Genomic DNA, 13,101 nt, shown 5'->3' with positions numbered 1-13,101 from the left:
GGCAAGACGTGGGCAGGCATCCATGAGACATTCAGGTCAGGGGGCCATCGTCCTTTGCAGTACCTGTTGCACGTTCCCTTTCGGGTGCGGGTGGCAAGCTTTGAGGATCGAGTATGGCGCGAGAGCGTGAGGTAGGTACCCTTTGGATCGGTGGGCCGCTAAGTTGGCTGGAACAGCTTTGCCTGAAGTCCTTTGTCGACAAGGGCCAGAAAATCACCCTGTTCAGCTATGAGGACATCCCCAATGTCCCCGAAGGTGTGATCCGCCGCGACGGGCGCGAGATCATAGATACCGACGATTTCATCAAGTACGAGCACAAGAACAGTTTCGCGCTGTTCGCCGATTGGTTCCGCCTGCACATGATCCACCAATGCCCCGGCATGATCTGGATTGATACCGATGTCTATTGCCACCGGCCCATGGACTACGACAGCGATTATGTCATGGGCTACGAACTGCCCGGCGAACACCGGGTCAACAACGCCATCCTCGGCCTGCCGCATGACAGCGAGATTCTGGCGCAGATGCTGGATTTCACCTCGGATCGCTATTCCATTGCGCCCTTCCTGCCAAAAGGAAAACAGAAGGACTTCGTGAAGAAGGCCAAGGCGGGCAAGCCCGTGCATATCACCCAACAGCCATGGGGTGTCTGGGGGCCGATGATGGTCACCCATTATGTCCATGAACTGGGGCTTGAGGATAAGGTTCAGCCGCTGGATGCCTTCTATCCCATCACCTTCCGCGACCGGACGAAATTCCTCCGCCGTGCCGCGATTGCCGAGGGGTTGATCACCGAAGACACCACCGCGCTGCACCTCTGGGCCTCGAACAAGAGGCAACTTGGCAATCAGCACCACGGTCTTGCGCCCAAAGGCTCCTACCTCGAAAAACTGGTGAAAGAGCACGGTATCGAACCCGCCCTCGCGCCGATCAAGGGCCGGGGTGTGGCCACCTTCGATGGCGCCTTGGTCGATCACCTCGACCTTGAGGAGGTCGCCACCGTCGCCGACCTCACCGGCGCCGCGCGCAGTTTCGTTCTCTCGCTGCATCACCAGCACGATTGCGACATCCAGTTGATCGACGTCGATCCCTCCGGCCAGTTCGGCAATGACCCGCAGCCATGGATCGCCGACTATTGCGCCTTCCTGCAAGAGAACGGGGTGGACTCCAACCGCATCCGCGTCATCCGTCGCGAAAAAGACCTGCGCCCGGTGGATGTGCTGTGCAATCTCGATGGCTTCGGCAGCGCCTACCGCATCCGCCACCTGAACCGGATTTTCGACCGCTGCCTGCACTCCGACAGCCGCGTGTTCATGGACATCAAGAAAGGCTCGGGCGCCTTTCCCTTCCTCAAGGATTACGGCACCAACGAACAGCTTTCCACGCGCGAGGACGGCGGCAAACCCGTCATTCGTGTTGTCGTCACGCCCAAGCCCCCCGAAGGCGGCGACGATGCCGCATGGGATGAGATCGCCACGCGCCTTGCCGGTGACGATGGCTTCTACCGCCCCGGTCCCGAGGGGCATTCCTTCCTTTTCATGCCGCGCAGCGATGACACGCTGGTGGTGACCTTCGACAACCTCGACATCACCATGAACAAACGCGATGACAGGCGGCCATGGGGCTATTCCTTCATCAAGGAACAGGGCTGGTCGATGCTGGGCGTGCTGGCCGGGGGCTGGACGTGGTACCGCAACCCCTGGGTCTCCGACCAATTCGACGAGTTGCGCGACAGCGGCTTTTTCAACCGCTTCAAACGGGTGGTGTTTTACGGCGCCTCCATGGGCGGTTATGCCGCCTGCGCCTTTTCCGCCGCCGCCCCCGGTGCGGACGTGGTGGCCATCAGCCCGCAAAGCACGCTGGATAAATCCATCGTGCCCTGGGAAACCCGCTACAAAGTGGCATGGGACCGCGACTTTTCCGGCCCCTACGGCGATGCGGCGCAGGTCTCGGGCGCGGCCAACAAGGTCTATATCCTCTACGATCCCTACGAGCCGCTGGATTCCGGCCATGTCGCCCGTTTCGAGAACGATAACGTCGAACGCCTTCGCGCCCCGCTTCTGGGGCACCGCCTCGGCTCGTCGCTCAACCAGATGGGAATTCTCTCGCCCATCATCCTCGGGGCGCTGTCGGGCACGCTCACCTCGCAGGACTATTACCAGATGCTGCGCACCCGCAAGACCTTCCCGCGCTACCAACGCGAGCTGTTCACCCGCGCCGTGGACAAGGATCATACCCAACTCGCCAAACGGCTGGGCGAATACATCCTCGCCCGTAATGATAACCGCAAGGTCCGCCTCGGGCTGAAAGACCTCTGATCCGAAAGTAGAACGCCATGTTTGATCGTATCATTCTTCACTTGGGTACACCAAAAACCGGAACCACCGGCCTGCAACAATACCTCAGCGAGACGAGCGACGTATTGGCCGAAAAAGGGGTCCACTACGTCAAGAGCTTTCGGCGCGGCCCATCGCACAATTACCTGATGCGGCTCCTCCGTCAGCCCGATAAAGAGGACTTCATTCAGCGCAAGCTGAACCAAGAGTTGCAGCAATCAAGTGGAGAGACGGCCGTTATCTCTACCGAAACCGCTTATGGCGTATTCGGAACGTCCAAGGTGCTCGCAGCGCTCAAGCCTGATATGCGCGAACGCGTGCAAATCCTCTGTTATGCTCGGCGGCAGGATCTGTTTCTTGAGGCCATGGCCAAACAAAAAGCCAAGAACGCACTTTTCGATGGCTCGCTTCAAGCCTTCTGCGCCCATCCAAAGCAGCAAAAAAAGGCCTCCTATTTGGCCTTTGCCAACCAGATCGCCAAGCGGTTTCCCGAGGTGCGCATTCACTTTCGCGCCTTTGACCGCAGTCAATTGGAAGACGGCGACGTGGTGCAGGATTTTTGCGCCTTCGCCGGGCTTGCCACCGAGGACCGCCCTGAAAACCGCTACAACGAGGCCAACCGCACCCCATCGCTGCAAGTGGTCGAAGCGGTGCGCAACTATCCCTTTGATGGCAACGTCCACCGCCGGGCAACTCTGCGTGAGATCATGAAACAGGATAAGGGGGATTATTTCCGCTCGCGCGATGTCATGCCGCCAGACATGCGAGAGCAGATCATTGACCTTTACGCCAAGGAAAACCGTGAACTGTTCCGCCGCTATGGCGATGGAAATGTGTCGGGCTTCGCTGCCTTCGATCCGGCCCGTCACGACAATCATATCGGCGACACGGAGCAGCGAACGACAGCCGAACATGAGGCCCACACCCTTGTGGCGGCCGCCGCCGCAACCTGTGCTCTGGCGGCAGAGTGATCATGAACCTTTGGCTACATATCGGATCGCCTAAAACCGGGTCATCCTCGATCCAGGACTTGCTGTTCGCCAATCGCAAAACCCTGTCGAAATCCGGCCTCGGTTATCTCACCCCCGGACCGCAACAGGCCTCGGCCAACCGTCTGGCCGCAGCCATCGGTGGACGCAACAAACACGACCCGGTCAAGGTTGCCGACGCCTGCTTTGCGCGCGCAGGGCAGGCCGCTTTGACTGATCTGATCCTGTCGAGCGAAGAGTTCTATCTTGAAGACCCGGTCAAGGTCGCCGAAATCCTTGCGCCCCATGCCACAGCGCATGACGCGCAGGTGCATATCGTCCTGTACCTCCGAAGGCAGGATCTGTTCGTCGATTCCTTTTATTCGCAACGCCGAAAAACCGGGCGCTTCCGCGGAAGCCTGCGCGACTTCATCCTAAGCCTTGCCAGCCGTGAACTGAATTATGCCGCGATCGTGCAAATGTGGCGCGCCGCTTTTCCGCAGGCCGTCGTTCACCTGCGCCGGTTCGAGCGTCCGCGCTTTCCAAACGGTGATCTGGTCAGCGATTTCATGCAAGCTATCGGGCATCCCGGTCTCGAAGATACCTGTGAACGACCCCAAAGCCTTAATCCGTCACCCAACCGCGATGTCATTGCCCTGATGGACATGCTTGCCGATACGGGGCGCTTCAATACCACCCGGATCTATCGCTTGATGGAGCGGCAGGGTCTTCCCGACACGGGCGCGCGCAAAAGCTTCGTGGAGGATGCCACGCGAACGACCTTGCTCAACCACTATGCCAAGGGAAACGAGGCCCTGCGCGCCGCCTTTTTCCCCGATGAAGACAGCCTTTTTGACATGACCGGACCGACCCCCGATACCCGGCCCGAGACAACCTTCACCCCGGAACAAATCAGCCTGTTGAAGGGCCTGATCGGTGCCATCTCAAAGGCCTGAGCCCAAGGTTCACATCACCTCGGGCCCCTGCGCAAGCAACTTATTGAACTTGCGCCGGGTCTGGCGCAGGTCATTGTCCTGGTGCCGGGTATACGGCACATCCAGAAGTTCCGGCGCGCATTGCTCAAGAAGCATGTCGTTGATGTGATACTCCGACCGCAGATGCGGCGGAATGCTGACAAGGGCCTGAATGATCCGGCGGTCGCTGCCCGGCGCCATGTAGAAATTATGCGTGAAAGCATAAAACTGCGCCCCCAACCCATGACAGCGGAACTGCTCAAGCGCCATGAAATCCACAGCCCGGCGGCGGGCGTTGTCGGGCAAAGTGTCCATCCAGGCGTTGTATTTCTCATGATACCAAGGATTCTCGAAGGCATCCTCGCCCGTTTTTAACAGCCGAAGGCCCACGTCTGGATCGTGATGCGCCCCGTTCTTCCGCTCAAATTCGCGCACGCCGATCTTCTGCCACAGCACGGCCTTGGAGATATCGGTGACATGCCCGCGCAGCAAAACACCACCCGGTGGCAGGATCATTCGCTCGGAAATCTTCTTGCGGTCTGGCGTGGGGCCGTCGTCAAACAGCCCCTCGGCCAGTTTCTCTTGCCGGTGCATCCGCTGGCACATTCGTTGGGGCCGCACCAGATCGGGGTTTTCCATCAAGTCGAACTTGGTCAGCTTCACACCGACCCGCTTGGCCAATAGTCCGGCCAGTTCCATGTCGCGCCCGGTGTTGAAATTGGTCTTGTGGGTGAAAAACAAGTCCACATCATCCAAGGCATCCTTGGCAAAGGCCAAAAGCAGCCTCGAATCCGCGCCCCCCGTAATCGGCAGGATCGCTGGGCTGTTCCCCCGGATCAGGGCATTCATGATCACCTTGTGCCGCGCGATCACATCATACAGCCGTGCGCGGATCACATCCTCGCGCATCGGGCAGGTGAAATCATCCTCGGGCCGGGGCCAATGCCGGGTCAGGCTAAAGTCATTGAGGTCAAGATAATGATTGGCCAGTACCCGCTTTACATCGCGGTCCGGGGTAAAGCCAAAGGCAAAGCGCCCGCCTGACCCGTCCAAGGCGATCTGCGCCGCCGGGTACTCGGTTGTCGGCTCAACAGGGCGATCAATGGCCAGATGCACCGTGGCCGCGACAAACCCCGCCTTTTGATTGTAAACCGCGCCCATGATCCCCGAGGGATCAATATAAAGCCGCTCAAAATCAGGGCCGGTGATGATGAAAACAAACCGCCCGCCACACTCGTTCAGATCATCGGCAAGGGCCTGAGGGTCGCGCAGCCGCTCCAGCTTGGATTGCAGAACCCGATGGTCGATCAAGGCCCCCTCGGCATCCACGCCCTTGCCCATGAAAGCCACATGCAGGCCCGCATCCTCAAGATGCGCCTGCGCCACGGGCATACGGCTGCCTGTCAGAAGGGTCCAATCGCCCAGACGCGCGCGGCGAAAGTTGGTCAGTGCGAAATCCGGGTCGCGGCGCATCACGAACTGCTGCGAAAAGGTCTTTGAGAAATTCAGCCCCAGTTCCTCGGCCCGGTCAAAGGCATAGAAGCCCGCCGGGTTCGATGCTTCCTCCGTGACCGTCGTGGCGGTTGTCGTCACCACATCCTTGGCCATGGTGGTCTTGGCCGCTGTTTGGGTCGATTTGGGTTTACTTGTACTGCTCTTAGATATTGTCGTTGTTTTGGATGGCATTGAACACGTCGCCCCCGATGTTGCCGCCTGTGACTACACAAACAGTTGTACCCGGCTGATCGCCATCCGCCAAGGCTGCCGCAACCGTGGCGCAGGCTCCCAGCTCGGCTTTGATGCCCATTTGTTGCCAAATCAGACGGCATGCCTTGGCCATCTGCTCGGCCGACACTGCCGCCAGTTTCAGGTTTTGTGCCGCACCGATGATGCTGGAGGTGTGCCCCCCCAGAGACCGGATGGCGATCCCTTCAACCGAAGCGGGCGCAGGGCGCGCAGGCGGTGCGATCTCACCAATCTTTTTGCTCACGATGGCATGGGTGCGTGCAAATTCGTCAAATTCGACGCCGATGATCTGCGCATTGGTTCCGGCCATCTCAAGAATGGCACCCGAGATAACCCCGCCGCCACCGATCGGGGCATAGATGCGTGTGGGTGCTTGCCGAAGTGTGCTTTGGATTTCCGAGAAAATCCCACGGTTGCCCGCCACAATATCAGGGTGGTCATAGCTTGGCACCAAAGTCGCGGCGCCTGATCCTGCCAGTTGAGTGGCCTGCGCCAAGGCCATTTCATAATCGCCTTTGACCAAGGTGATCTTGCCGCCCGCCTCGCGGATGCGTGATTGCTTGGCCTCAGGTGTGGCTTCGGGGACAAAAATCCGCGCCTCATAGCCGAACTCGCGTGCTGCCAGCGAAAGCCCGGTGGCGTGGTTGCCCGTGGATGCGGTGGTTACCACACCCGTCGGCACGGCCTGCCGCGAAAGAAAAGACATTGATCCGCGAAATTTGAACGCGCCACTGATCTGTTGGGTTTCATCCTTGATCCATAGGCTGCTTTTACCCACTTGGCGCAATCTGCGAAGTGGGGTTTTTGTGGCTTGAGTCAGTTGTATCGGTACAAAACGTGCCTGTGTCGCGGCATTCATCGGCCTGTTCCTCGTATAAACCTGCTCTTTCATGGTCTTTTTCCTTAGTAAACCTTAGGAATGGCAGAACTTTGACCAGTTCTTGTGTGTTTATGGTCAGATCAAGAAAGTCGTGATAATTCAGGCACACATAAAAAGGGCGAAAACGAGCAGGGTATGACGGTTCTGGGTGTCACATGTTTACGCGATGACGGCCCCTATGTGGTGGAATGGGTGGCGCATCATCTGGCGGCGGGGGTGGATCATATCCTCGTGCTCAGCCACGATTGCACCGATGGCAGCGATGCTCTCTTGGATGCCTTGCAGGCCTCAGGCCGGGTGACGCACCTGCCGTTCGCGCCACAGGGGCGCAAATCCGTGCAATGGCAGGCCCTCAAGCTGGCGGGGGAACATCCGCGTGTCACCGGGGCTGATTGGGTTCTGGTGTTCGACTGCGATGAATTCCTGTCACTCGATCCCGGCTGCGCCGACCTCTCGGGGTTCATGGATCATGTACAAGGGCAGGGCGGCAAGGCCGATGCCGTCGCCATCCCGTGGCGGTTGTTCGGCTCGGATGGGCAGGCGGGCCATGACCCCGCCCTCACGCCCGATCGCTTCCGCCGCGCCGCCCCCCGCGATCTGCAATTCCCCATGGCGCATCTTTTCAAATCGCTGGTGCGCCCCAAGGCATTTCAGAAACTCGGCGTCCACCGCCCCCGCCGCAAACCGCGCCGCGATGCGGTCTGGCTCAGCGCGTGGGGCGAACGCCTGCCAGATGGCTTCGTGCAAAACGACGAGATGATCACGCTTTACAACCACGCCAAGGCCCACGCCCCCTTGGCCGAGTTGAACCACTATTCCCTGCGGTCACGCGACGAATTCATGCTCAAACGCCACCGCGGGTTGCCCAATCACATGAAAAAACCCATCGACGTGGGCTATTGGGTCGAACGCAACTGGAACACCGTCGAGGAGCCGCGCATCGACTCCATGCTTCCCGCCACCCGCGCCTTGCTGGAAGACCTGATGACCCTGCCGGATGTCCGCGCCTGCCACGATGCCACCGTGGCCGCGCATCAACGCCGCTTGGCCGAGATCATGCAGGATGTTGAAGAAACCCGCTTTCACTGGCAATTGGGCCTGACAACAAACAGCACCCCACCCAGCCCCGAGGCATTGCGCAGTTACCTGCGCACCATGGCGGCGGCACGGGGCAACAAGGGCTGACCGGGCAGATGGCAGGGCAGGTACACTTTCGCGAAATGGCCGGGACCACGGCCAATGGCATCACCCTTTTAGAGGCCGTGGCGCATAACGCCGACGGCGGGCAGGTGGCCACCCTCTATTTCCAACCCGGCACCGATCCCAAGCACCTGGGTTTCCCGAAACGGGCCGAGGTCCTCTCGCTGTTCACCATCGGCGGGGCGCCGGTGGTGCGCCTGTCATTGCCGCGCAAGGGGGCGTTCGCCCTCTCCTTCGCCGGCGCCCGGGTCGAGGTGACGCCCGCGGCCCCCGAATGTCGCGCCTTCGAGGGTCTCGATGCCGCCGCCGCCCTGTCCAATGGCGAGGGCGCCGACACCATCCTGCAATGGCTGGCGTTCAACGCCGAACATCAGGGCATGAACGCCGCCGTCATCCTCGACCGGACCCGCCCCGGTGAGCGCCCCGAGTTCGACGCGGCCCTGACCCAAGGCGTCGCCGCCATGGATCGCCCCATGCAGGTCACCGTCCTGCGGTCTCACCACCCCTTGGGCAAACAGGACCTGCCCGCCGAGGGCCACCCCTTCTGCGCCCCCGCCGCCCCCGGCAAGGACCGCATGGAGATTCCACCCCCCGCGCCATGGTCCTCGCCCATCGGCGCGCTGCATTGTTACGAGATCATGCGCGATCGGTTCCTGGGCGAGGCCCGCGCGGTGGCCAATGTCGAGGTTCACGACCTGATCGTCGATGACGGCGAGGACAGCGTCTTCGACCGCGCCGTTGCCGCCAATGGCGGGGTGATCCAGCTTCTGGGGCAAACCTGTTACCCATGGCGCGTGCGCAACAACGACCCGATCCGCTTTGCCGATCACATCTGCGTACAGTTCGACGCCGCCAAGCCGAAATCGCGCTGGTGCATTGCCCCCGCCAAGGCCCCCGAAAAGGCCATCTGGCGCCTTACCCGTATCGGCAACGCCGACCCGGACCTGAAAACACCGGGCCGCTTCTACCGCTTCATGAACCTGCGCCACCCGGCCGAGGCGGTCTCGCTCATCGTGCCGAAAACCGCGCTGATCGAAGACGACCGCCTGCTGGAGCTGTCGAAAAAGACCTTCGGCCACAAACCCGTGCGCGTGCCGGATGTCTCGCCCAAAAAGGTGCAAAAGGGCCGGGGCCGCCGCGCCATCGTCACCACCATGAAAAACGAAGGCCCCTTTATCCTTGAATGGCTGGCCTATCACCGCGCCATCGGGTTCGATGATTTCCTGATCTACACCAATGATTGCGCCGATGGCACCGACGATATGTTCGACCTGCTACAGGCCAAGGGATACCTTCAGCACCGCGATAATCCCTTCCGCGAGATGAACCTCAAACCCCAGCACGCGGCGCTGGCCGCGGCGGGGGAGGAGCCGATCATCAAAGATGCCAAATGGGCCACCTGCATCGACGTGGATGAATTCATCAACATCAAGGTGGGTGATGGCACGTTGGATGACCTGTTCAAGGCCGTGCCCGATGCCAACATGATCGCCATGACATGGCGGTTGTTCGGCAATGCCGACATTGCCGATTTCCACGATGACCTGATCATCCGGCAATTCACCCGATGCGCCCCCGAATTCGCCCGCAAGCCGCATCAGGCATGGGGGTTCAAGACGCTGTTCCAGAACGCGGGCATCTTCAAGAAACTGGGGGTGCACCGGCCCAAGGGCCTCAATCCGCAACTGGTGGATGACATCTGTTGGGTCAACGGGTCCGGCGTGCCGCTGCCGGAATCGATGTATCGCAACGGCTGGCGCTCGACGGTCACGACCTATGGCTATGACCTCGTACAGCTCAATCATTACGCCGTGCGCTCCGCCGAAAGCTTCCTCGTGAAGCGTGACCGGGGCCGGGTGAACCACGTCGACCGCGATCAGGGCCTCGCCTACTGGTTCCGCATGAACAACAACGCCGAGCAAGACACCTCGGTGCAGCGGATGATTCCACGGGTCGAAGCGGAACTCGCGAAATTCATGGCCGACCCCGAGATCGCCGCGATGCACGCCCATTGCGTGAAAATGCACCGCGCCAAGATCGATGAGTTGCGCGCGACCGAGAACTACTCGAACTTCTTTGCCGAGTTGAACGGCGACCGGATGCGCAAGCTGGCGCATATGCACGCGCACTTCGGGTCCAACGTCTTCCTGTCGGGGCCGGAATGCGTGCCCGACGACGTGCTGGCCCGCGACCCGGAAGAAGATTTCTTCTTTACCGTCGAGAAAGGCGAGACACAGCATTAGGGGAATCGAACGGCGCGGCTCTTCACCTTGCGCACCGTTCCAAACGAAAAGGCCCCGGCAAACCGCCGGGGCCAATCCTTGCCCATGAGTGATGTAGGCGCGTGGCCTTACTTGGGCATGATCACACCGTCGATGACGTGAATGACACCATTGCTGGCCTCGATGTCGGCACTCACGACATTCGCGCCATCCACGGTCACGCCACCTTCGGTCATGATGGTCACTTCGCTGCCTTCGACGGTCGCGGCCATCATGTTGTTCGACAGGTCACCCGACATCACCTTGCCCGGCACCACATGGTACGTCAGGATCGAGGTCAGCTTGTCCTTGTTCTCGGGCTTGAGCAGGTCTTCGACCGTGCCATCCGGCAGCGCGGCAAAGGCTTCATCGGTGGGGGCGAACACGGTGAAGGGCCCTTCACCCTTCAAGGTCTCCACCAGCCCGGCGGCTTGCACGGCGGCCACCAGGGTTTCGAAGCTACCCGCATCCACGGCGGTATCCACGATGTCCATTTTCCCATGCCCGTCGGCAAGGGCAGGGCCCGCCATCAACGCGGCGGCGGCAGTCATAGCAAGATAGGTACGGCGAAACATAAGATCGTCTCCTTCTTTGTCAGACGTGTAAATGCCGTCATTGGCATTGTCCGATCTACGCGGCTTGTGCTGTTCCGGTTCACCGGGGCTTTCCGCCGATGCCACTTGACCGATGCAGCGCGCGGCCTAAGCCACCGGGTTTTGGAATTTCCACTCAAACCCTTGTGATTGTCGCTCACCGCCGCGTGATCTGATCCGGGTGCCAAGACGATTTCTTGAAAAGAAATCGCTCCGAAATCTTTTGAAGATTTCGTCGCCAGCCGCGCGCAGGGTTCTGAGTGGATCCGGCGCAGGGAAATGATTTTCGTACGACTCGTACGATTGCCAAAACGAAACCCCCGATTTTCGTACGAAAACCGGGGGTAAAACGTACAAGTCGTACGTTTCTCTCAGCGTGAGACGGGGGGCGTCACTCTATGCCGATGGCCGCCCGCGCGATGCCGTCCAGAAGTTCCTGGATCTTCTGCATCTCGCCCTCGGGGAAGGCCCGGTATCCCACAGTCACCTCGCCGGGATTATCCGCCCGCTCGGCGATGAAGATGTCATAGGGGCAAAAGGCGATGTTCATCGGGTCCGCCTCCATCACCTCCCGCGACAGGGACGCCGAACAAAAGCTGTAGGTATCGGCCTGCGTGAACAGCACCACGTCCGATCCCACATCGGCCCGTGTCCGCTCCAGCATCTCGCCCACATGGCTCACGTGATCAATGACCAACCCCTTGTCCAGAATGGCACTTTCCAGCCCGAAGGCCACATCGCCAAAGCTCTGGTCGGTGGTATAGGTCACCATCTCCTGTGCCGTGACGCTTTGGGCGGCCAGCCCCAATGCGGTGGCCAGTATCCAATGTTTCATCAAAAGCCTCTCCCTAAGCTCTGGTTTTCGGTTGTCGCCGGTTGTTCAAAGGCGCAGTCTACGACCCAAGGATGCACCCGCCCTTGATGCACATCAACACCAGAGTTCCCCTATGACCTATGCCGTGAATGCCCTTGAACTGCTCGCCCTGATTTTCGTGATCGCCCTCGGCCTCGTTGCCTTGGCGGTCTTGATCCTGTTCATCCTCGACAAAACCCAAACCGGCGACGCCATCCGCCGTAACTATCCTGTCATCGGGCGCTTTCGTGGGCTTTTCACAAAACTGGGCGAATTTTTCCGGCAGTATTTCTTCGCAATGGACCGCGAGGAAATGCCCTTCAATCGCGCACAGCGCGATTGGGTCTACCACGCGGGCAAGGGTAAGGGGAACACGGTGGCCTTCGGGTCTACCCGGAACCTGTCGATTGCCGGCACCCCGATTTTCGTCAATGCCTGTTTTCCGCCGCTGGATGATCAATTCGCCGCAACCGCACCGCTGGAGATCGGGCCGACGGCGGCCGTGCCTTACCGGGCCAAGTCGATCTACAATATTTCCGGCATGAGTTACGGCGCCATTTCCCGCCCCGCCGTCGAGGCGCTCAGCCGGGGCGCTGCCAAGGCTGGCATCTGGCTGAATACCGGGGAAGGGGGGCTGTCGCCCTTCCACCTCAAGGGCGGCTGCGACATCGTCTATCAGATCGGCACCGCGAAATACGGGGTGCGCGATGAGAATGGCAATCTTGATGACTCTAAGCTGCGTGAGGTGGGCGCAAACCCGCACGTCAAGATGTTCGAACTGAAGCTCGCCCAAGGGGCCAAGCCCGGCAAGGGCGGTATCCTGCCCGGTGAAAAGGTCAGTGCCGAGATTGCCGCGATCCGGGGTATCGCCGAAGGACAGGACAGCATCTCGCCCAACCGGCATCGCGAGATCGACAGTTATGCCGACCTTCTGGACGTGGTGGCCCATATCCGCGAGGTCACCGGCAAGCCCTGCGGCTTCAAGACGGTCATCGGCTCATCGGATGCTTGGGCCGCGTTCTTCGAGCTTATCAATGAACGCGGGCCGGACTGCGCACCCGATTTCATCACGATCGATGGAGGAGAAGGGGGCACCGGGGCCGCACCGATGCCCCTGATCGACCTTGTCGGGATGCCGATCCGCGAAGCCCTTCCGCGCATGGTGGACCTGCGCGACCGCCATGACCTCAAGGATCGCATCCGCATCGTCGCCAGCGGCAAGCTGGTGAATCCCTCGGATGTGGCATGGGCACTTTGCGCAGGGGCCGATTTCGTCACGTCCGCGCGGGG

10 protein-coding genes (1 of these 10 cut by a window edge) are annotated in these 13,101 nt (G+C 60.4%); 6 read left to right on the top strand and 4 right to left on the bottom strand.

Translation table 11 applies throughout. The annotated features are described in order from the left end of the window. Positions 1-113 precede the first annotated feature (113 nt). The 3 genes from FDP25_RS07805 to FDP25_RS07795 are packed head-to-tail and all read left to right on the top strand — an operon-like array spanning position 114 to position 4,260. Entirely contained in the window at positions 114-2,318 is a 2,205-nt protein-coding gene (locus tag FDP25_RS07805; protein WP_154150506.1) for a hypothetical protein, read from the top strand. Between the two features lie 17 nt (positions 2,319-2,335). Beyond that, positions 2,336-3,307 (top strand): hypothetical protein, encoded by a 972-nt coding sequence (locus FDP25_RS07800; protein WP_154150504.1) that lies wholly within the window; start codon positions 2,336-2,338, stop codon positions 3,305-3,307. A gap of 2 nt (positions 3,308-3,309) precedes the next feature. Then, complete coding sequence (locus tag FDP25_RS07795; protein ID WP_154150502.1) at positions 3,310-4,260, top strand: hypothetical protein; 951 nt, start codon at positions 3,310-3,312, stop codon at positions 4,258-4,260. A gap of 9 nt (positions 4,261-4,269) precedes the next feature. Here the strand turns inward: FDP25_RS07795 and FDP25_RS07790 are convergent, their stop codons facing one another. Then, a complete protein-coding gene (locus FDP25_RS07790; RefSeq protein WP_154150500.1) occupies positions 4,270-5,886 on the bottom strand; it encodes a hypothetical protein in 1,617 nt (538 codons plus the stop codon). A 49-nt stretch (positions 5,887-5,935) separates the two neighbouring features. Continuing rightward, positions 5,936-6,883 (bottom strand): pyridoxal-phosphate dependent enzyme, encoded by a 948-nt coding sequence (locus FDP25_RS07785; protein WP_246175892.1) that lies wholly within the window; start codon positions 6,881-6,883, stop codon positions 5,936-5,938. Between the two features lie 156 nt (positions 6,884-7,039). Between FDP25_RS07785 and FDP25_RS07780 the strand changes: the two genes are divergently transcribed. After that, positions 7,040-8,089 (top strand): glycosyltransferase family 2 protein, encoded by a 1,050-nt coding sequence (locus FDP25_RS07780; RefSeq protein ID WP_154150496.1) that lies wholly within the window; start codon positions 7,040-7,042, stop codon positions 8,087-8,089. Positions 8,090-8,097: 8 nt separating this feature from the next. Continuing rightward, entirely contained in the window at positions 8,098-10,347 is a 2,250-nt protein-coding gene (locus FDP25_RS07775) for a glycosyltransferase family 2 protein (RefSeq protein ID WP_154150494.1), read from the top strand. A 107-nt stretch (positions 10,348-10,454) separates the two neighbouring features. Here the strand turns inward: FDP25_RS07775 and FDP25_RS07770 are convergent, their stop codons facing one another. Further along, the gene (locus tag FDP25_RS07770) at positions 10,455-10,940 is read right to left on the bottom strand and encodes a fasciclin domain-containing protein (RefSeq protein ID WP_154150492.1); all 486 of its coding nucleotides are present in this window, start codon (positions 10,938-10,940) and stop codon (positions 10,455-10,457) included. A gap of 409 nt (positions 10,941-11,349) precedes the next feature. After that, positions 11,350-11,793 (bottom strand): DUF302 domain-containing protein, encoded by a 444-nt coding sequence (locus tag FDP25_RS07765; RefSeq protein WP_154150490.1) that lies wholly within the window; start codon positions 11,791-11,793, stop codon positions 11,350-11,352. A gap of 112 nt (positions 11,794-11,905) precedes the next feature. Here FDP25_RS07765 and FDP25_RS07760 point away from each other — a divergent pair, with 112 nt between their 5' ends. Further along, on the top strand, positions 11,906-13,101 hold the 5' portion of the coding sequence (locus tag FDP25_RS07760; RefSeq protein WP_154150488.1) for an FMN-binding glutamate synthase family protein. 298 nt of this gene lie beyond the right edge of the window; the window shows 1,196 of its 1,494 coding nt (coding positions 1-1,196); it begins with the start codon at positions 11,906-11,908; its stop codon lies off the right edge, out of view.

Origin of the sequence: Roseovarius bejariae (genome assembly GCF_009669325.1) — a bacterium.
Taxonomy (GTDB): domain Bacteria; phylum Pseudomonadota; class Alphaproteobacteria; order Rhodobacterales; family Rhodobacteraceae; genus Roseovarius; species Roseovarius bejariae.
This window is presented reverse-complemented; position numbering and strand designations above follow the sequence as displayed.

Coding starts and splice junctions, on each gene's coding strand:
- FDP25_RS07765 (WP_154150490.1), bottom strand. CDS start 11,793: ATGAAACATTGGATACTGGCCACCGCATTGGGGCTGGCCGCCCAAAGC.
- FDP25_RS07790 (WP_154150500.1), bottom strand. CDS start 5,886: ATGGCCAAGGATGTGGTGACGACAACCGCCACGACGGTCACGGAGGAA.
- FDP25_RS07805 (WP_154150506.1), top strand. CDS start 114: ATGGCGCGAGAGCGTGAGGTAGGTACCCTTTGGATCGGTGGGCCGCTA.
- FDP25_RS07775 (WP_154150494.1), top strand. CDS start 8,098: ATGGCAGGGCAGGTACACTTTCGCGAAATGGCCGGGACCACGGCCAAT.
- FDP25_RS07800 (WP_154150504.1), top strand. CDS start 2,336: ATGTTTGATCGTATCATTCTTCACTTGGGTACACCAAAAACCGGAACC.
- FDP25_RS07785 (WP_246175892.1), bottom strand. CDS start 6,883: ATGAATGCCGCGACACAGGCACGTTTTGTACCGATACAACTGACTCAA.
- FDP25_RS07795 (WP_154150502.1), top strand. CDS start 3,310: ATGAACCTTTGGCTACATATCGGATCGCCTAAAACCGGGTCATCCTCG.
- FDP25_RS07770 (WP_154150492.1), bottom strand. CDS start 10,940: ATGTTTCGCCGTACCTATCTTGCTATGACTGCCGCCGCCGCGTTGATG.
- FDP25_RS07780 (WP_154150496.1), top strand. CDS start 7,040: ATGACGGTTCTGGGTGTCACATGTTTACGCGATGACGGCCCCTATGTG.